Source organism: Allobosea sp. GW821-FHT12C12, assembly GCF_058807355.1.
The window spans coordinates 83,982-101,631 of sequence record NZ_JBXAQP010000005.1; the positions used below are offsets into that span (position 1 = coordinate 83,982).

Consider the following 17,650-nt stretch of genomic DNA (forward strand, 5'->3'; position numbering starts at 1 on the left):
ACGATGCCGGTCATGACGCCCGCCTCAATGCAGGTTCGGCTGGGCGCCGACGCCCTTTTCGTCGATCACGCGTCCTGTCGCGAAGCGGTCGAGCCGGTAGGCCGCCGCGACCTCGTGGGGAGCGTCGCGGGCGATCAGATGGGCGAAGCAGAAGCCCGAGGCCGGCGTCGCCTTGAAGCCGCCATAGCACCAGCCGGCATTGAGATAGAGTCCCTCGACCGGGGTGTGGTCGATGATCGGCGAGCCGTCCATCGACATGTCCATGATGCCGCCCCAGTGCCGCAGCATCCGCACGCGGCCAAGCCCGGGCCACAGCGCCATGGCCGATTCCATCACATCCTCGATCACCGGCAGGTTGCCGCGCTGGGCGTAGGAGTTGTAGCCGTCGACATCGCCGCCGAAGACGAGCCCGCCCTTGTCGGACTGGCTGATGTAGAAATGGCCGGCGCCATAGGTGACGACCGTGTCGATCAGCGGCTTCAGGCCCTCCGAGACGAAGGCCTGCAGCACATGGCTTTCGATCGGCAGGCGCATCCCGGCCATGGCGGCGACACGCGACGAGTTTCCGGCGACGGCGAGCGCGACCTTCTTCGCCTTGATAGCCCCGCGCGTCGTCTCGACGCCGGTGATGCGTCCGTTCGCGATCGACAGTCCCGTGACCTCGCAGTTCTGGACAATGTCGACGCCGCGCGTGTCGGCGGCGCGCGCATAGCCCCAGGCGACCGCGTCGTGGCGCACCGAGCCGCCGCGCTTCTGCAGCAGCCCGCCCTGGATCGGAAAGCGGCCGTCGACATAGTTCAGGAACGGGGCCATCGCCCTGACCTGCTCGCGGTCGAGCAGTTCGGCATCCACGCCGGCGAGCCGCATCGCGTTGCCGCGTCGGGCAAAAGCGTCGCGCTGCGCGTCGGAATGGAACAGGTTCAGCACGCCGCGCTGGCTGACCATGGCGTTGTAGTTGATCTCCTGCTCCAGCCCCTCCCACAGCTTCAGGGAGAGCTCATAGAAGGGAGTATTGCCGGGCAGCAGGTAGTTCGAACGGATGATCGTGGTGTTGCGGCCGACATTGCCGGAGCCGATCCAGCCCTTCTCGATCACCGCGACATCGGTGATGCCGTGCCGGCTCGCCAGGTAGTAGGCGGTGGCCAGCCCATGTCCGCCGCCGCCGATCACCAGCACGTCGTATTCGGGTTTTGGCGCGGCGTCGCGCCAGGCCGGCGTCCAGCCGCGATGGCCCTTCAGCGTCTGCGCGGCGAGCGAGAAGATGGAATAGCGCATCGGCGCTCCGGTTTCGGTCAAGGCGAAGGAAGGGCCTTGTCTTCGCGAGATTGCCGGACATAGGCTCGCCGACATGACTGCCAGCGACGCCGGATTGACCATGAGCGACAGTCCCACCCATGTCGGCTTTCTTCTCGTGCCGGATTTCTCACTGCTCGCCTATGCATCGGCGATCGAGCCGTTGCGCGCCGCCAACCGGCTTTCGGGCCGCGGCCTCTATCGCTGGAGCCATGTCTCGATCGACGGGTCGCCGGCGCAGGCCTCGAACGGCGTCGGCATCAGGGCCGATTGCGGCGTCGGGGACGCGACGCGCTTCGACTATCTCTTCGTCTGCGCCGGCGGCAATCCGGCGGCATTCCAGCACGCGCCGACCTTCGCCTGGTTGCGGCAGCTGGCGCGGCGCGGCGTAAAACTCGGCGGCGTCTCCGGCGGCCCCTATGTGCTGGCGCGCGCCAACGTGCTCGGCGGCTATCGCTTCACCCTCCATTGGGAGCACGCCCCGGCCTTCCTGGAGGAATATCCCGGTCTCGACCTGCGCCGCTCGCTCTACGAGATCGATCGCGACCGCCTGACCTGCAGCGGCGGGACCGCCCCGCTCGACATGATGCACGCCGTCATCGCCCGCGAGCACGGCAGCGAGCTGGCGCTGGCGGTCAGCGAATGGTTCCTGCAGACCCATGTCCGCGAGGGCGCGGGCCCGCAGCGCATGCCGCTGCGCGAGCGGCTCGGCATCAGCCATGCGCCGCTCCTGCGCGTCGTCGGCCGCATGGAGCAGAGCCTGGAGAATCCCCTCCCGCGCGAGGAGCTGGCGCGTACGGCGAACGTCTCGCTGCGCCAGCTCGAACGGCTGTTCCGCCTCCATCTCGGGCGCTCGCTCGGCGAACACTATCTGGGGTTGCGGCTCGACCGCGCCCGCGACCTGCTGCGCCAGACGACGCTTTCGGTGCTGGAGATCGCGCTCGCCTGCGGCTTCGCCAGCGCGAGCCACTTCTCGCGGGCCTATCGCAGCCGCTTCGGCCACGCCCCGCGCGCCGAACGGACGCCGTCAGCGAGCCCGTTTTGGCGCTGAGCGTCAAGAAACCGTCGCTGGGCGACAATTCGTGTTTCGCCTGCGCGCGAACTCTAGAGGATCGACAATAACGGGGAACCACCGTCATGAAACGCCTGCTCGCTTTCGCGCTCGCCTGCGCCGCCGGCCTCGCCGCGCTCCCCGCCGCCGCCCAGGACACGATCGCCAAGATCAAGGAAAAAGGCGTCATCACCGTCGGCGTCAAGAACGACTACAAGCCCTGGGGCTTCCTGGAGCCGTCGGGCAAGATCGTCGGGCTGGAGATCGACCTGGCGCAGGCCGTCGCCGACAAGCTCGGCGTCAAGCTGGAGATGGTGCCGGTCATCGCCGCCAACCGGATGGAGTTTCTCCGGCAGGGCCGCATCGACATGGTCGTGGCGACGATGGGCGACACGGCCGAGCGTCGCAAGATCGTCGGCATGGTCGAGCCGAACTACTATGCCGGCGCCACCAACGTCATGGCGCCCAAGAGCGCCGGCCTGAAGACATGGGCCGACCTCAAGGGCCGAAAAGTCTGCGCCGTGCAGGGCGCCTACTACAACCGCCGCGTCACGCAGATGTATGCGCCCGAACTCGTCGTGTTCCCGTCGGTGCCGGACGCGCTCAACGCGCTCGCCGGCAGCAACTGCGTCGCCTTCCTGTTCGACGACACGCTGATCGTCTCGACGCTCTCGGGCGGCGATCCGAAATGGGCGAATTACGAGATGCCCCTGGTCTCGGAAGACCCGCAGCTCTGGGCGATCGGCATCCGGCTCGAGGACATGGACGCGCCCTTCGGCAAACTGGTCAAGGAGATGTCGATCGACTGGCACAAGAGCGGCAAGCTGCTCGAGCTCGAGACCAAATGGGGCATCAAGCAGAGCCCCTATCTGATCGAGACGAACAAGAAGCTGAAGGCGGGGTCGTAAGCCGATCAGCCGCGACCGATGCAGCACCCTCCACGTCATCCCGGGCTTGACCCGGGCTCCATCATCGAGCGCCTCCGTGCGCTGGGATGGATCCCGGACCTCCGCTTCGCCGCGTCCGGGATGACGGCGCGAGGGATCGAGCCGGCGAGGCTTGCGCCATGATCGCTGCCTTCTTCGAGCGCCTGAACGACACCCGTGGGCTGAACTTCTCGGTCTTCTACGACGCCTTCGACCGGGCCCGCTTCCTGACCGGGCTCTGGACCACGAGCTATATCTGCGTCATCGCCATCGTGGCGTCGCTGGCGCTCGGCCTCCTCGGCGTCTGGATGGCCGGCAGCAACTCGCGCCTCGCGCGGCTCGTCGTGCGGGCCTATGTCCAGTTCTTCCGCAACACCCCGCCGCTGGTGCAGCTCTCGTTCTTCTATTTCGCCGTGGCGAGTCTGCTGCCCACGGTCCCGGACGGCTTCGGCGGGCGCTCGCCGCTGGTCTCCGGCGCCGGCTGGGCGATCATCGCCTTCTCGCTCTTCGCCGGCGCCTTCAACGTCGAGATCTTCCGCGCCGGCATCGAGGCGGTGCCCTCGACCACGGTCGAGGCGGCGGAATCGCTCGGCTACACCCGCCTCCAGCTCTACATCCATGTCGTGCTGCCGCTGGCCTTCCGCATCTGCCTGCCGGCGTTGAACAACAACCTGATCAACCTCGTGAAGACGACGACGCTGGCCTACGCCATCGGCGTGCCCGAACTGCTCTATGCCGCCTCGCAGATCTGGTCGGAGAGCTTCAACGTCCGCGAGATGATGAACGTGCTGCTGGTCACCTATGTCCTGCTGGTCGCGATCCTCGTCTTCGTGATGGGGCGCTGGGAGAAGGCGATGCGCATTCCCGGCTATTCGACATGAGAGCCTCGTCCACCGACTTCGCCGTCCTGCTGCCGTTCCGCGCGCCGGCGCCGATCGGCCCGACGGGGCTCGCCGCGCCGGCCCTCCTCGGCGGCGCGACGCTGGCCTGTTTCGCCGTCCTGTTCGGCGCCTCGCTCGCCATCGCGCAGATGACGGCGCTGCCCGCGGGCGAGAGCGCCGTGACCGTATTGCTGCGCTGGGCGCCGCTGATCTTTCAGGGCTTCCTGTTCAACATCCTGATCAGCTTCCTCGCCATGGCGCTGGGAACGCTCGTCGGCGTGCTGGTCGGCATCGCCCAGGTCTCGCTCGTCGCGCCCGTTCGCAAGTTAGCCTGGGGCCTGACGCAGTTCTTCCGCAACGCGCCCTGGCTGGTGCTGCTGTTCTACGCGATGTTTCTCCTGCCCTTCGAGTTCAGGATCTTCGGCTTGACCATCGCCTTCCCGGCCTGGGTCAAGGCGATCATCGGGCTGGCGCTGCCGGTCGCGGCCAATGTCTCCGAGATCGTCCGCGGCGGCATCCGCTCGATTCCCTCGGGTCAGTGGGAATCGGCCGAATCGCTCGCCTTCACGCGAAGGCAGACGATGTGGATGATCATCCTGCCGCAGGCCTTCAAGCGGATGATCCCGCCCTGGATGAACCTCTATGCGATCCTGACCATGGCGACGACGCTGATCTCGGTCGTCGGCATCCAGGACGGGCTGACCATCACCCGCGCCGCGCTCGTCGCCGAAAGCCGGCCCGAGCTGATGATCCCGATGTATCTCATGCTGCTGCTGCTGTTCTTCGCCTATTGCTATCCGATCGCGCGCGCCACGCTGGCGCTCGAACGCCGCTTCACCATGAAGGCCTGACGGGATGGCGAGCCGGCATCAACTGGGCGAGCCCGTCGTCGTGGTCGAGGGCGTCGAGAAGTCCTTCGGCGCGCTGACCGTGCTGAAGGATGTGACGCTGACCGTGCGGCGCGGCGAGACCGTCTGCATCATCGGCCCGTCCGGCTCCGGCAAATCGACGCTGCTGCGCTGCATCAACGCGCTGGCGCCGATCAGCCGGGGCTCGATCAAGGTCGCAGGCCGGCAGGTCAACGACCCGGGCCTCGACAAGCTGGCGCTGCGACGCGACGTCGGCATCGTCTTCCAGCAATACAATCTGTTCCCGCACAAGACCGCGCTGCAGAACGTCATGATGGCGCCGCTGCATGTGCTCAGGCAGGACAGGGCCGAGGTCGAGGCGCGGGCTCGAAAGCTGCTCGCCAAGGTCGGGCTGTCCGACAAGATCGCGACCTATCCGGGCGAACTCTCCGGCGGCCAGCAGCAGCGCGTCGCCATCGCCCGCTCGCTGGCGATGAACCCCAAGGTCATGCTGTTCGACGAGGTCACCGCCGCGCTCGACCCGGAGACCAAGAAGGAGGTGCTGGTCACGATCCAGGATCTCGCTGCCGAGGGCATGACCTGCATCCTCGTGACGCACGAGATGGGCTTCGCCCGCGAGGTCGCCGACCATGTCTACTTCACCGATGGCGGGCTGATCGTCGAGCACGGGCCGCCCGAGCAATTGTTCGGCGCGGCCCGCGAGGAACGGACGAGGGCGTTTCTCGACAAGGTTCTCTGACGCACAGGTGTCGTATTCCGGCAAGCGCCCGTCGCAAACCGGCAGCCGGCGCGGACTTCGGCACGAAACATTGTTGTCCGTCCCGTCGGAGCCGAAGCACGCCATGGCCTCCTATCCCCCGCATGATCCGAAATCCGTCGCCGGCAAGGGCCTGCCTGTCGCGGAGCGCACGCAGCTTCTGGTGATCGGCGCAGGCCCTGCCGGGCTCGCTGCCGCGATCGATGCGGCCGGGCGTGGGCTCTCCGTCGTGCTGATCGACGAGAACCCGGTCTCGTTCAGGACGATGGGCGACGAGGTCCCGTTGCATTTCGGGCAGGCCATGTCCGGGCAGGCGCGCAACCGCAACGCCATGATGGAAGCCTTCATCGCCTCCGAGCCCCTCATCGAGACCGCCTTCGAGGCTGGCGTCGACGTCCGGCTCGGCACGGCCTGCTGGGGCCTCTATGCCAACGGCCCGAGCCTGAGCTGGCTTCCGGGCATCGTCGCGGGACTGAACGACGACGAGCGCTCCTGGATGCTTGGAGCCGAGAATGTGATCGTCGCGGCCGGCCGTCGCGACATGGGCCTCGGTTTCCCCGGCTGGGAGAAGCCCGGCGTGCTCGGCGCGACGGCGGCGCTCGCGCTGGCGCAGCGCTATGGCGCGCTGGAACCGCGCAAGGTCGTCATGCTCGGCTCTTCGACCGAGGCGCTGGCCGCCGCGCTCGCGCTGCGCGAGACCGGGGTCACGATCGCGGTCATCGTCGAGCAGGCCGATTCGGTGCTCGGTGCGCCCGATCTGCTCGCGGACTTGCGTGCCGGCGGCGCCGAAATCCTGACCGGCCATGTCGTTCGCGAGGCCGCCGGGCGCGACCATGTCGAGGCGGCGCTGGTCAGCGAGATCGACGCTGCCGGCAGGGCCGTCGGAACGGAACGCGTCATCGCCTGCGACGGCATCGTGCTCGCCGTCGGCGCGACGCCGGTGGTCGACCTGCTCGATGCGCTCGGCTGCAGGATCGCCTTCCAGACCGCGCGCGGCGGCTACGCGCCCGTTATCGACGCGGACCAGCGCACCGGCCGGCCGGGCATCTTCGTCGTCGGCGACGCCGCCGGCATCTGGCCGGCCAAGACTTTGGATCGCGGCATCGCCGAGGGCGAAGCGCGTCGCGCCGTCGCGGCGATCGCGCGTGACCTCGCGATCGACGACGGCCGGCCTGTCCCGGGGGTCTCGCTGCCTCCCGCTCCGACCCACGACGTCTCCGCCTACCGACTCGCCTGGGTGCGGGCCAGCGTGATCGAGGCGCGCGCCGAGTTCCATGTCTGCCAGTGCGAGGAGGTCACGGCCCGCGAGATCCTCGAAGTCCGCCCGCCGCGCTATCTCGACTGGCGGAACGAGCGCCGCAACGATCGCTCGCTCTCGGCGCTGCTCGGCGAGGAGCCGCCCAATCCCGATCAGGTCAAGCGTCTGACGCGGGCCGGCATGGGTCCCTGCCAGGGCCGTCGCTGCCGCGAGCAGGTCGCGGCCCTGCTGGCGCTGGGCGCGGCGGTGCCGCTCGCCTCGATCCCGCTCGCTGGCTACCGCGCCCCAGTCCGGCCGCTGCCGCTTTCGGTCGCGGGCCAGATCCCTGAGACGCCCGAGCAGGCTGAGCACTGGGACACCTGGTTCGGCATGCATGCGCAATGGCGCCCGTTCTGGGACGTGCCGACGCTCTACACGGTGGCTGGCAACGACGCGACCGGCCCCGTCGCGAGCGAGTGAGAAGAGGCCATGGGACAGCCAAAGGGAGCCTCGGTCGTCATCGTCGGCGGTGGCGTCACCGGCCTCAGCGCCGGCTGGTGGCTGGCGCGCGAGGGCGTCGACGTGCTCGTCATCGAGAAGGGCATGATCGGCTGGGAGGCGTCGGGCCGCAATGGCGGCGGCTGCTCGCATCACCATTCGCCGCTCTTCCTGGAGGAGCAGCGGCTCTGGCCGCAGATGGACGAACTTCTCGGCTATCCGACCGAGTTCAGCGGCAGCCGCATCAGGCTCGCCGCGAGCGAGCAGCAGATGGCGCTCTACGGCCGGGCGCTGCGCAACGCCGCGCGCCAGGGCTTCGCATCCGAGATCCTCGACGTGAAGCAGATCAAGGAGCTGGTGCCGCTCGCCGGAGACACCATGGTCGGCGGCTATTTCTACAAGTTCGGCGGCCACGCCAATCCGCACCGCACCTTGCAGGCCTATGCCTGGGCGATGCAGGACCATGGCGGCCGGGTGCTGCAGCATTGCAACGTGACCGGCTTCCAGACGGAAGGCGGCCGCGTCGCCGGGGTGGAGACGGATCGCGGGCTCGTCGCCTGCGACCATCTCGTCATCGCCGCCGGCCCGCAGACCGGCATCCTGTCGGGCCTGCTCGGACAGGAAGTGCCGGTGGCGTCCGCCCGTTGCGAGATGATCGTCACCGAGCCCTTGCCGCTGATGCCCTATGGCGGCGTCGACGGGAACGGCCTCTACGGGCGCCAGACCCTGCGCGGCAACCTCGCCTATGGCGGCGGGCCGCATGAATGGCTGGAAATCGACGGCAATGCCGCGCCCGCCAAGCCGACGACGCCGCTGATGGGGCATATGGGCCGCAGGCTCGCCGAGCTTCTGCCCGGGGCGTCGCATGCCCGCATCATCCGCTCCTGGGCCGGCGTGATCGAGAACACGCCCGACGGCCGGCCTGTCATCGACCGGCTCGACAGCCACGACAACGCGGTCGTGGCGACGCTCTCCAGCGTGGGCTTCGGCCTCTCGCCGGCGAGCGGCCGCGCCATCCGCGACCTCGTCGTCGATGGCGCCTGCTCCTTCGCCGATATCTCCTCCTTCAGGCTGGCGCGCTTCGCCGAGCTGGAGCCGGACTGGCGCAGATTGCAGGGCTGGCAGGCGGCGGTCGCGCAGGAAGCTCTGGGACACTGAGCGCAGCCGCGCGCCGCGGAGCGAGGCCGGCAATCGACGTCAAACCGTAGCCTATTGGCGAAAAACGGAAAATGCCGCTAGCCTACCCGAATCAGGAGAGGATTCGGGATGCGAATAACCGCGCTACCGATCAGATGGCACATCGCCATCTTCGGCCTACTGATAGTTCTGCCGCTCTTGGCCGTGCAAGCTTTCTTTCTGTATCAATACGCACAGAGAGAGAAGGACTGGCTCGCCGACAGCACCATGGCAGTCGCCGCCGATCTGTCCTCGAGGATAGATCAGGTCCTGCGCGGCGGCGAGCTCGCTCTGCTTGCGCTGAGCACATCGCCACATCTTGCCAATCTCGACATTGCCGCCTTTCACCAGCAGGCTGTCCGTGTTTCCAAGGATGTGCCCGGTTCGATCATCGGTCTGCGCGATCAGGACAAAATTCTCATGGCGACGTCCCGGCCGCCCGACTTCGCCTTTGGAACGATCGATCCGCGGCTCAGGCAGGCCGACGAGCGAGCCTGCGCCACCCGCAAGACCATCGTCGCCGATCTCTATCTCGGCTCGACCACGGGCGAGCGCTACGTGAACGTGCAGACGCCGGTCATGGTCGGGGACAGATGCCTTGTCCTGAGTCTTGCGCTGAGTTCGGACCGCGTCGCGGCGATCATGACGCAGGCCTCGCTCGGGCCGAGCTGGGTCGCCGCCGTGACCGATCGCAACCGCTATGTCATCGCCAGGACGCGGGAGAACGACGTCTATGCCGGCAAGCGCGCATCGGACGCCTTCGCCGATAAGGCGAAAGACGATTCAGGCCGCTTCGTCGGCAGGACGCTCGACGGCGTCCCGGTCATGAACGCCTATGTCAGATCGCCCTATAGCGGCTGGATCGTCGCGGCCGCCGTGCCGATGGCGACGCTGGAACTGCCTTTGTCGCGGACCCTGTGGCAACTCGGCGGGACATCGCTTTTCGCATGGGCGCTCGCGACGATGCTGGCGCTGTTCTACGGACGGCGCTTCACCGAGCCGCTGGCGAAACTGAAGCGGATGGCGGCGGCCGGCGCGGCCCGGCAGGACACGAAGGGCATCGAGACCTCGGTCAGCGAATTCAACGTCCTTTCGGACGCCTTCGTCGCGGCCTTCGGCCAGATCAGGCAGCACGCAGGCGAACAGGACCTGCTGTTGCGCGAATTCAGCCACCGGCTGAAGAACAGCCTGATGACCGTGCAGTCGATCGCGTCCCTGAGCGGCAAGAATGCCGTTTCTATCGCGGCGTTCCAGGAATCCTTTTCCGAACGGATCGCCGCGCTCGGCCGTTCGCATGACCTGCTGTTGCAGCGGGACGGCAGCGCGGCGCCGTTCGGCAAGCTGATCGAGGTCGTGGCGGAGCCGTTCCGCCGTGAGGGCAGGGTGCATGTGACGGGCGACGACCCTGTCTTCAACGAGAACGACAGCATCGCCCTGGGGCTGATCCTGCACGAACTCTTCACGAACGCCGTCAAGCATGGCGCCCTGTCGCACGAGCGCGGCCGCATCGATATCGTCATGACCGGCTCGGAAGGCGGCTACATGGTCCACTGGCATGAGCATAGCGGCGCTCCGGTCAGCGTCTTCGCCGGCAAAGGGTTCGGAAATACGCTGATCGGCGCGATGGCGAGACAACTGCGCGGCTCGGTCGTCCGAACGCCGACGGATGACGGCTTCATGCTTGAGCTCCGGATCGGGCGTCCGGCCGCGGCGCGCCCGGCCGCGGCGGCCGCGGGGTCTGGCGCGCAGGAGGCGGTCCGGCGGCATGACGCGAACGAGGCCTTCGCCGTGGAGATGGCGTTTCCGCGCAGGAGGTACGGCTGAACGCGAGCGCTTGCCAGCCGGCCTCAGAGCGCGATCGTCACGTCGCTGCGCGGGCGCGAGGAGCAGGCCAGGATATAGCCCTGCGCCTCTTCCTCGGCCGAGATTCCGCCCTCGTGACGCATCGCGACCTCGCCCGAGACGAGGCTGACGCGGCAGGTGCCGCACATGCCGGACGCGCAGCCGCAGGGGATGACGATGGTCTGGCGGGTCGCGGCCTCGAGCAGGGTCTCGTCGGCGCGCGCGCTGAAGCGCTTGTCGCCGAGCCGGATGGCAAAACCAGTTTCAGGCGCATCCGCTGGGACGGAAGGCGGCGTTGCCGGTGCGACCGCGCCGAAGTGCTCGATGTGGAAATGCGCCCGCTCGCCGCCCTCGGCCGCATGGATCAGGCGCGCCTCGTCCATGAAGCCGGCCGGGCCGCAGCAGAACACCTCGCGCCGGCCGAGATCGGGTAGGGCGACGGAGGCGATGCGCCGGGTCAGGCGGCCGGTGAAGCCGAACCAGCCCGGGGCCGGCCGGCTGACCAGCATGGCGACCGCGAGGCGGGGCATTTGGGCTTGCAGAGCCGAGAGTTCACGGGCGAAGAGGATGTCGGCCGGCGTCCGCGCCGCGTGCAGCCAGGCGATATCGGTCTCGGGCGCGGTCGCCGCCAGATGCCGCAGCATCGCCATCAGCGGACTCGCGCCCGAGCCGGCCGAGACGAGCGCGATCCTGTCCGTCGTGCGGTCATCAAGGGTGAAGCGCCCGCGCGGAGCGCGCGCCTCGATCGCATCGCCGACCGCCAGCCTCTCATGCAGCCAGCGCGTGGCGCGGCCCTGCGCATGCGCCTTGATCGTCATGGCGAGCGTGTCGCCGCCGGGGGCCGACGCCAGCGAGAAGGTCCGGTGCAGGATTTCGCCCTCGATGGGCAGGCGAAGCGTCATCGACTGGCCGGCCCGGTAGGCCGGCACGCCGCCCTCCGGCCGAAGGACGAAGGTCTTCACATCGGCGGTCTCCGGCTCGATGGCGACCACGGTCAGTCTGAGGAGGTCGCTCGCCGGCGCGGTGCGCGGGGCTTCCAGCGTCGCGGAGAGGCTCATTCGGCGGCGATCCGCAGCGGCGTCGGCGCGCCGACGAAGTCTTCCATCCTGCCGGCATACCAGTTGGTGAACTGCGTCAGCATGAACTCGGACGGCGCATAGGGTCCCGGCCGATAGGCCATCGAGCGGATGCCGACATGGTTCACCGCCGCGAGCTCGGCATCCTGCGCGTCGGTCGCGGTCCAGACCTCGGTCAGGCGCTTGACGTCGTAGTCGACGCCTTCGACCGCGTCCTCATGCACCAGCCAGGTGGTGCGCAGCGCGGTGCGCCCGGCCGATAGCGGCAGCACGCGGAAATGGATGATGTGGTCGGCGAGGAAGTGGTTCCAGTTGTTGGGCGCGCGGAACATCCTGACCGAGCCGAGATCGGGATCGGTGAAATCGCCCAACAGCTTGTTGCAGGCCGAGCCGCCATCCATGGTGAAGGACAGCGCGCCCTCGTGGAAGGGCAGGCGGATGCAGCGGAACTCGTCGCCGCCATCGGCCGGCTGGTGCGGCAGGCCGAGCGCATCCCATTTCGCGGTCTTGCGCGCGATCAGCTCCTGGAACTGCGCCGGCCCGCGCGGATCGTCCGGCAGCGCGAACTCGACCAGCGAGACCAGAAGCTCCGGGTGGTTCGCGGCGCAGTGATAGCACTCGCGGTTGTTCTCGATGACGAGCTTCCAGTTCGCCTCCTCGATGATGGTCTTCTCATAGGCGACCTTGGTGCAATCGGGCCTATGCGGCGCGATATAGGGCGTCACCGCCGCCTTGAAGCGCGCGAAATCCGGGGGGTTCTCGCCGAGGCAGATATAGACCATGCCGCACATGACCTCGACATGGACCGGGTGCAGCCCATAGCCGCCGCGGTCGAAATCGGCCGGCATCTGGCGGGCGTTCATCAGCGAGCCGTCGAGCTCGTAGACCCATTGGTGATAGGGACAGACCAGGCGCGTGGCGCGGCCCTTCTCCTTGGCGCAGATGCGCGAGCCGCGATGCCGGCAGGAGTTGTGGAAGGCGCGGATCTGGCCGTCGCGGTCGCGCAGGATCACGACCGGGTTGTCGCCGACGCTGAGCGTCAGGTAGTCGCCGGGGTTCCTGATCTCGCAGGTGCTGCAGGCGAAGAGCCATTGCGTCTCGAACACGGCCTTGAGGTCCGCCTCGTGCAACGCTTCGTCGATATAGAAGGCCTGCGGCAGGCTGAAGCCCTCGCGGCGTTCGGCGAGCAGGCGGCTGATGCGCTCGCGGTCGATCATGGGCGGACCTCGATCCCGTGGAGCCGGCATCATCCGCCGGATCGCGGCGCAAGGGCGAAAGTTCTGCGACACCGGGCACGAGCTTTGCGACGGCTTGCGTCGTTTTTATTGTAACAATGTCGGAAAGGCGCTTTTCTGCGATCGGCGTTCGCGATGATGCTGTCTGAACCGCCACGCTGTCGTCCCGGACAAGCCGCGGGGCGACGGTCGGAAGCCTACACTGAGCGGAGACAGCGATGAGGGATCAGGCGGCCGGCACGCGCATCGTCACGCTGCTTCTCGTCGAGGGCTTCTCGATGATGAGCGTCGCCTCGGCGATCGAGCCGCTGCGCTCGCTCAACCGGCTGATCGACCGCGAGGCCTGGCGCTGGCGGCTGGCGAGCCTCGACGGCGCGGTGCTGGCGGCGTCGAACGGCATCCCGCTGCCGACCGAGACGGCCGAGAGCGCGCTCGCCGGCGCCGACTACCTCTTCGTCTGCGGCGGGTTGCGCATCCAGTCGGTCGACGAGCGGCGCTATCTCGCGGTCCTGCGCAGGGCCTCGCGCGGCGGCGTCGCGGTCGGCTCGCTCTCGACCGGCACCTGGCTGCTGGCGCGCGCCGGGCTGCTCGACGGCTATCGCTCGACGATCCATTGGGAGAACCGCCCGGCCTTCCAGGAGGAGTTTCCCGAACTCGTCTGCACCGACAAGATCTACGAGATCGACCGCGACCGCCTGACCTGCTCGGGCGGCACGGCGGCTATGGACCTGATGCTGCACCTGATCATCGAGCGCCACGGCGCGGACCTCGCCCGCCGCGTCGCCAACCAGTTCCATCACGACCGCATCCGCGACGAGCGCGACAACCAGTCGGGCGGCCGACAGGAGCGCCTCGCCAACCTGCCGCCCCCGGTGCGCGCCGCGATCCGCCTGATGCAGCGCCATGTCGAGGACACGATCCCGATCGCCGAGATCGCGCGCCGCACCCAGATGAGCGCGCGCCAGATCGAGCGGCTCTTCCTGCGCTATGTCGAGATGTCGCCGGCGCGCTATTATCTCTCGCTGCGCATCGATCGCGCCCGCGAGCTGCTGCTGTATTCCGACCGCCCGATCCTCGAGGTCGCGGTCGCGACGGGCTTCACCTCGACCTCGCATTTTGCGCACTGGTTCAAGCGCCTGCAGGGAGTGAGGCCGAGCCAGTTGCGGGGCAGGGGCGGGCCGGAAGCGATGCCGGCGGCCCCGGCCGGAATCTGAACCGCGACGTCGCAAGCGCGACATTCCATGTCGTATCCCCGTCCCGATCCTGGAACGGTTCTGATCGACACTTTCCCTCGACAAGACGGATAACCGTCGCCAGGGGATGAGCGTGGAGACGATCGCCTTCATCATGGCGAATCTGTCGGTGATCGGGCAGCGCATGCTCGAGCACGTCTCCCTCGTCGGCGTCTCGGTCGGCGTCGCGATCCTGACCGGCGTGCCGATCGGCATCGCGATCACCCAGAGCAAGGCGGCCGCCGATCGCGTGCTCTACGTCGCCTCGGTCATCATCACGATCCCCTCGATCGCGCTTTTCGGCATGCTGATCCCGGTGCTGTCGCTGATCGGGCAGGGCATCGGCTATCTGCCGGCGGTGATCGCGCTGATCCTCTACGCCCAGTTGCCGATCATCCGGAACACCTACACCGCGATCATGAACGTCGATCCGGCGCTGCGCGAGGCGGCGCGCGGCATGGGCATGACGACGCTGGAGCGGCTGCGCCGGGTCGAGCTGCCGCTCGCCCTGCCCGTCATCATCAACGGGGTGCGCAGCGCCGTCGTCCTCAACATCGCGATCGGCGCCATCGCGACCTATATCGGCGCCGGCGGACTCGGCGCCTTCATCTCGCGCGGAATCTCGCAGACCGACATCCGCCAGTTGCTGACCGGCGCGCTCTTCGTCAGCCTGCTCGCGATCGTCGCCGACTACGCGCTGCTCTTCGCCCAGCGCCTGATGACGTCGCCGGGATTGAGGCTGCGATGATCCGTCTCGACCAGGTCTCGAAGCATTTCGGCACGATGGTCGCCGTCGACCGCGTCGACATGGAGGTGCCGGCCGGCGCGGTCTGCGTGCTGCTCGGGCCGTCCGGCTGCGGCAAGACCACGACGATGAAGATGATCAACCGGCTGATCCCGCCGACATCCGGCAAGATCTTCGTCGACGGCAAGGATACGACCGGCGTCGACGAGGTCACGCTCAGGCGCTCGATCGGCTACGTCATCCAGCAGATCGGCCTGTTCCCGAACATGACGGTCGAGGACAACATCTGCGTGGTGCCGGACCTGCTCGGCTGGCCGGCGACGAAATCGCGCAAGCGCGCCGCCGAGTTGCTCGACATGGTCAATCTCGACCCTTCGGTCTTCCTCAAGCGCTATCCCAAGCAGCTCTCGGGCGGCCAGCAGCAGCGCGTCGGCGTGGTGCGGGCGCTCGCGGCCGATCCGCCGGTGCTGCTGATGGACGAGCCTTTCGGCGCGATCGACCCGATCAACCGCGAGGTCATCCAGGACGAGTTCATGAAGCTCCAGGCGGAGCTGAGGAAAACCATCGTCTTCGTTAGTCACGATATCGACGAGGCGGTGAAGATGGCGACGCGGATCGCGATCTTCCGCGACGGCAAGCTGATCCAGTACGACACGCCCGACAACATCCTCGCCCATCCGGTCGACGCCTTCGTCCAGGAGTTCGTCGGTTCCGACCGGACGCTGAAGCGCCTGCGCCTGATCAGGGTGGCTGACGCGATGATGGCCGAACCGCCGCGGGTCCGCGCCGAGGATACGCTGGATACGGCCGCGAAGCTGATGGAGGAGCACGGCCATGTCTCGATCGTCATGGTCGGCCCGCGCGGCCGGGCGCGGGGCGTCGTGCGCGTCGAGATCGCGCGCGAGTTGAAGGGCGCCGTCGGCGAGCACCAGGAGCCGCTGCCGGGCGTCGTCAACGTCAAGGACGATCTCCGCTCGGCCGTCTCGCAGATGTTCACCCATGGCGTGACCTGGCTCGCCTGCGTCGACGACGACGGCTTCTACAAGGGCTACATCACCCAGAAGAGCATCACCCAGGTGCTCGGCGCGACCTACAGGGATCGCTGAGATGGCCGCGGCCGCGACGGGCAGATCCGTGGCGACGGGCCTCCAGACCGCCTGGCGCCTGCTCTTGATCGCGGGCGTGTTCGCCTGCGGAGCCTGGCTGCAGTCGACCGGACTGCTGCCCTCGATCCTGAAGCATCGCGGCGACGTGCTCTATCTCATGCGCCAGCATCTCGCGCTCGTCGCCATGTCTGGCGCGATCGCGATCGCGGTCGGCATTCCGCTCGGCGTGCTGCTGACGCGGCCGCGCTTCGAGATGTTCGCCGACGCGGTCACGCAGGTCGTCAATCTCGGCACCACGATCCCGACGCTGGCGCTGCTGGCGCTGTCGATGTCGATCCTGGGCATCGGCGCGCCGCCCGTCATCTTCGCGCTGTTCGTGCTGACGCTGCTGCCGATCGTGCTCAACACCATCGCCGGCCTGCGCTCGGTGCCGCAGCCGCTGATCGAGGCCGCGCGCGGGATGGGCATGACGCCCGGCCAGATCCTGCGCCGGGTCGAACTGCCCAACGCCGTCTTCGTCATCCTCGCCGGCATCCGCACCGCGCTCGCGATCAATATCGGCACGGTGCCGCTCGCCTTTCTGATCGGCGGCGGCGGGCTTGGCGAGCTGATCTTCACCGGCATCGACCTGATGGAGCCGAGCATGCTGCTCGCGGGCGCGATCCCGACCGCGCTGCTCGCCGTCCTCGTCGATTTCCTGATCGGCCAGATCCAGTTCTGGCTGGTCCCGAAAGGCGTCAACCCGCTGCGCTGAACAGCGGTCCATCAACCAGGCAAAAGGGGACTATCCATGCTGAAACGCACTTTTCTCGGACTGGCCGGAGCCGCCTTCGCGCTCTCGCTGACGCCGCTCGCCGCGCAGGCCCAGACCATCGTCGTCGGCGGCAAGAACTTCACCGAGCAGCAGATCATGTCGGAGATGACGACGCAACTGCTCAAGGCCAAGGGCTTCACCGTCGACAAGCGCGCCGGCCTCGGCACCGCGCCGCTGCGCCAGGCGCAGGAGGCCGGACAGATCGACCTCTATTGGGAATACACCGGCACCTCGCTGATCACCTTCAACAAGGTCACCGAGAAGATGGATTCGGCCGCGACCTACGCCAAGGTCAAGGAACTCGACGCCGCCAAGGGCCTCGTCTGGCTCAACCCGTCAAAGGCCAACAACACCTATGCGCTCGCCATGCGCAAGAAGGACGCCGACGCAAAGGGCATCAAGTCGCTCTCGGACCTCGCCGGCAAGGTCAAGGGCGGGCAGGCGGTCAAGTTCGGATGCAACGCCGAGTTCTATGCGAGGCCGGACGGACTGGGGCCGCTGCAGACGACCTATGGCTTCGAGTTCGGTCGCGAGGCCACGGTGCGCATGGACACGGGCCTCGTCTATCAGGCGCTGCGCGACGGCCAGGTCGATGTCGGCCTCGTCTTCGCGACGGACGGGCGCGTGCCGGCCTTCGACTTCGTCATCCTGACCGACGACAAGGGCTATTTCCCGACCTATGCGATGACGCCGGTCGTCCGCAAGGAGACGCTCGACAAGAACCCGAAGCTCGCCGAGCTGCTGAACGGGCTCTCCGCCAAGCTCGACGATGCGACGATGGCCAGGCTCAACGCCTCGGTCGACGTCGACAAGAAGAGCGTCGAGGAGGTCGCCGCCGGCTTCCTCAAGGCGCAGGCGCTGGTCTGACCGGATCGCGGCGGAGGCCTCGCGCCTCCGCCGCATGTCTCTCGC

General features: G+C 67.9%; 17 protein-coding genes. 13 read left to right on the forward strand and 4 right to left on the reverse strand.

Annotated elements, in window-relative coordinates:
- Nucleotides 1-24 precede the first annotated feature (24 nt).
- On the reverse strand, nt 25-1,275 hold the full coding sequence (locus AC1RRW_RS08915) for a sarcosine oxidase subunit beta family protein (RefSeq protein WP_492900340.1): 1,251 nt from the start codon (nt 1,273-1,275) through the stop codon (nt 25-27).
- Nucleotides 1,276-1,375: 100 nt separating this feature from the next.
- On the opposite strand from AC1RRW_RS08915, the gene AC1RRW_RS08920 reads away from it, so the two are divergent.
- The 7 genes from AC1RRW_RS08920 to AC1RRW_RS08950 all read left to right on the forward strand — a co-directional run bounded on the left by AC1RRW_RS08920 (nt 1,376) and on the right by AC1RRW_RS08950 (nt 8,670).
- Nucleotides 1,376-2,344 carry a GlxA family transcriptional regulator gene (locus tag AC1RRW_RS08920; RefSeq protein ID WP_492900341.1) on the forward strand — a complete coding sequence of 323 codons (969 nt, stop codon included), beginning with the start codon at nt 1,376-1,378 and terminating at the stop codon, nt 2,342-2,344.
- A gap of 86 nt (nt 2,345-2,430) precedes the next feature.
- Nucleotides 2,431-3,252 carry a transporter substrate-binding domain-containing protein gene (locus AC1RRW_RS08925; protein WP_492900342.1) on the forward strand — a complete coding sequence of 274 codons (822 nt, stop codon included), beginning with the start codon at nt 2,431-2,433 and terminating at the stop codon, nt 3,250-3,252.
- A gap of 158 nt (nt 3,253-3,410) precedes the next feature.
- On the forward strand, nt 3,411-4,151 hold the full coding sequence (locus tag AC1RRW_RS08930; protein ID WP_492900344.1) for an amino acid ABC transporter permease: 741 nt from the start codon (nt 3,411-3,413) through the stop codon (nt 4,149-4,151).
- Nucleotides 4,148-5,002 carry an amino acid ABC transporter permease gene (locus tag AC1RRW_RS08935; RefSeq protein ID WP_492900345.1) on the forward strand — a complete coding sequence of 285 codons (855 nt, stop codon included), beginning with the start codon at nt 4,148-4,150 and terminating at the stop codon, nt 5,000-5,002. The genes AC1RRW_RS08930 and AC1RRW_RS08935 overlap by 4 nt, the downstream gene beginning before the upstream one ends.
- A 4-nt stretch (nt 5,003-5,006) precedes the next feature.
- Nucleotides 5,007-5,759 (forward strand): amino acid ABC transporter ATP-binding protein, encoded by a 753-nt coding sequence (locus AC1RRW_RS08940; RefSeq protein ID WP_492900347.1) that lies wholly within the window; start codon nt 5,007-5,009, stop codon nt 5,757-5,759.
- A 103-nt stretch (nt 5,760-5,862) separates the two neighbouring features.
- Complete coding sequence (locus AC1RRW_RS08945) at nt 5,863-7,494, forward strand: FAD-dependent oxidoreductase (protein WP_492900349.1); 1,632 nt, start codon at nt 5,863-5,865, stop codon at nt 7,492-7,494.
- A 9-nt stretch (nt 7,495-7,503) separates the two neighbouring features.
- Nucleotides 7,504-8,670 (forward strand): NAD(P)/FAD-dependent oxidoreductase, encoded by a 1,167-nt coding sequence (locus AC1RRW_RS08950; protein ID WP_492900350.1) that lies wholly within the window; start codon nt 7,504-7,506, stop codon nt 8,668-8,670.
- Nucleotides 8,671-8,826: 156 nt separating this feature from the next.
- Here AC1RRW_RS08950 and AC1RRW_RS08955 read toward each other — a convergent pair whose 3' ends face one another.
- Complete coding sequence (locus tag AC1RRW_RS08955) at nt 8,827-9,036, reverse strand: hypothetical protein (protein ID WP_492900351.1); 210 nt, start codon at nt 9,034-9,036, stop codon at nt 8,827-8,829.
- A gap of 72 nt (nt 9,037-9,108) precedes the next feature.
- Between AC1RRW_RS08955 and AC1RRW_RS08960 the strand changes: the two genes are divergently transcribed.
- The gene (locus tag AC1RRW_RS08960) at nt 9,109-10,512 is read left to right on the forward strand and encodes a sensor histidine kinase (protein ID WP_492900352.1); all 1,404 of its coding nucleotides are present in this window, start codon (nt 9,109-9,111) and stop codon (nt 10,510-10,512) included.
- A 23-nt stretch (nt 10,513-10,535) separates the two neighbouring features.
- Here the strand turns inward: AC1RRW_RS08960 and AC1RRW_RS08965 are convergent, their stop codons facing one another.
- Nucleotides 10,536-11,588, reverse strand: coding sequence for an FAD-binding oxidoreductase (locus AC1RRW_RS08965; protein ID WP_492900353.1), 1,053 nt, complete (start codon nt 11,586-11,588; stop codon nt 10,536-10,538).
- The gene (locus AC1RRW_RS08970) at nt 11,585-12,823 is read right to left on the reverse strand and encodes an aromatic ring-hydroxylating oxygenase subunit alpha (RefSeq protein WP_492900354.1); all 1,239 of its coding nucleotides are present in this window, start codon (nt 12,821-12,823) and stop codon (nt 11,585-11,587) included. Before AC1RRW_RS08970 ends, AC1RRW_RS08965 begins: the two co-directional genes overlap by 4 nt.
- A gap of 236 nt (nt 12,824-13,059) precedes the next feature.
- On the opposite strand from AC1RRW_RS08970, the gene AC1RRW_RS08975 reads away from it, so the two are divergent.
- The 5 genes from AC1RRW_RS08975 to AC1RRW_RS08995 all read left to right on the forward strand — a co-directional run bounded on the left by AC1RRW_RS08975 (nt 13,060) and on the right by AC1RRW_RS08995 (nt 17,605).
- Nucleotides 13,060-14,055 (forward strand): GlxA family transcriptional regulator, encoded by a 996-nt coding sequence (locus AC1RRW_RS08975; protein ID WP_492900355.1) that lies wholly within the window; start codon nt 13,060-13,062, stop codon nt 14,053-14,055.
- Nucleotides 14,056-14,161: 106 nt separating this feature from the next.
- Entirely contained in the window at nt 14,162-14,821 is a 660-nt protein-coding gene (locus AC1RRW_RS08980) for an ABC transporter permease (protein ID WP_492900356.1), read from the forward strand.
- On the forward strand, nt 14,818-15,924 hold the full coding sequence (locus tag AC1RRW_RS08985) for an ABC transporter ATP-binding protein (protein WP_492900357.1): 1,107 nt from the start codon (nt 14,818-14,820) through the stop codon (nt 15,922-15,924). The genes AC1RRW_RS08980 and AC1RRW_RS08985 overlap by 4 nt, the downstream gene beginning before the upstream one ends.
- Nucleotide 15,925: 1 nt before the next feature.
- Nucleotides 15,926-16,678, forward strand: coding sequence for an ABC transporter permease (locus AC1RRW_RS08990; RefSeq protein WP_492900358.1), 753 nt, complete (start codon nt 15,926-15,928; stop codon nt 16,676-16,678).
- A 36-nt stretch (nt 16,679-16,714) separates the two neighbouring features.
- Nucleotides 16,715-17,605, forward strand: a complete 891-nt coding sequence (locus AC1RRW_RS08995; RefSeq protein ID WP_492900359.1) for a glycine betaine ABC transporter substrate-binding protein — start codon at nt 16,715-16,717, stop codon at nt 17,603-17,605.
- Nucleotides 17,606-17,650 lie beyond the last annotated feature (45 nt).

What these genes read in the sequence shown, in the direction of transcription:
- AC1RRW_RS08940 (WP_492900347.1), top strand. Translation starts at nt 5,007, where the DNA reads ATGGCGAGCCGGCATCAACTGGGCGAGCCCGTCGTCGTGGTCGAGGGC.
- AC1RRW_RS08965 (WP_492900353.1), bottom strand. Translation starts at nt 11,588, where the DNA reads ATGAGCCTCTCCGCGACGCTGGAAGCCCCGCGCACCGCGCCGGCGAGC.
- AC1RRW_RS08930 (WP_492900344.1), top strand. Translation starts at nt 3,411, where the DNA reads ATGATCGCTGCCTTCTTCGAGCGCCTGAACGACACCCGTGGGCTGAAC.
- AC1RRW_RS08970 (WP_492900354.1), bottom strand. Translation starts at nt 12,823, where the DNA reads ATGATCGACCGCGAGCGCATCAGCCGCCTGCTCGCCGAACGCCGCGAG.
- AC1RRW_RS08990 (WP_492900358.1), top strand. Translation starts at nt 15,926, where the DNA reads ATGGCCGCGGCCGCGACGGGCAGATCCGTGGCGACGGGCCTCCAGACC.
- AC1RRW_RS08975 (WP_492900355.1), top strand. Translation starts at nt 13,060, where the DNA reads ATGAGGGATCAGGCGGCCGGCACGCGCATCGTCACGCTGCTTCTCGTC.
- AC1RRW_RS08960 (WP_492900352.1), top strand. Translation starts at nt 9,109, where the DNA reads ATGGCGACGTCCCGGCCGCCCGACTTCGCCTTTGGAACGATCGATCCG.
- AC1RRW_RS08935 (WP_492900345.1), top strand. Translation starts at nt 4,148, where the DNA reads ATGAGAGCCTCGTCCACCGACTTCGCCGTCCTGCTGCCGTTCCGCGCG.
- AC1RRW_RS08950 (WP_492900350.1), top strand. Translation starts at nt 7,504, where the DNA reads ATGGGACAGCCAAAGGGAGCCTCGGTCGTCATCGTCGGCGGTGGCGTC.
- AC1RRW_RS08920 (WP_492900341.1), top strand. Translation starts at nt 1,376, where the DNA reads ATGAGCGACAGTCCCACCCATGTCGGCTTTCTTCTCGTGCCGGATTTC.
- AC1RRW_RS08945 (WP_492900349.1), top strand. Translation starts at nt 5,863, where the DNA reads ATGGCCTCCTATCCCCCGCATGATCCGAAATCCGTCGCCGGCAAGGGC.
- AC1RRW_RS08985 (WP_492900357.1), top strand. Translation starts at nt 14,818, where the DNA reads ATGATCCGTCTCGACCAGGTCTCGAAGCATTTCGGCACGATGGTCGCC.
- AC1RRW_RS08980 (WP_492900356.1), top strand. Translation starts at nt 14,162, where the DNA reads ATGAGCGTGGAGACGATCGCCTTCATCATGGCGAATCTGTCGGTGATC.
- AC1RRW_RS08995 (WP_492900359.1), top strand. Translation starts at nt 16,715, where the DNA reads ATGCTGAAACGCACTTTTCTCGGACTGGCCGGAGCCGCCTTCGCGCTC.
- AC1RRW_RS08915 (WP_492900340.1), bottom strand. Translation starts at nt 1,275, where the DNA reads ATGCGCTATTCCATCTTCTCGCTCGCCGCGCAGACGCTGAAGGGCCAT.
- AC1RRW_RS08925 (WP_492900342.1), top strand. Translation starts at nt 2,431, where the DNA reads ATGAAACGCCTGCTCGCTTTCGCGCTCGCCTGCGCCGCCGGCCTCGCC.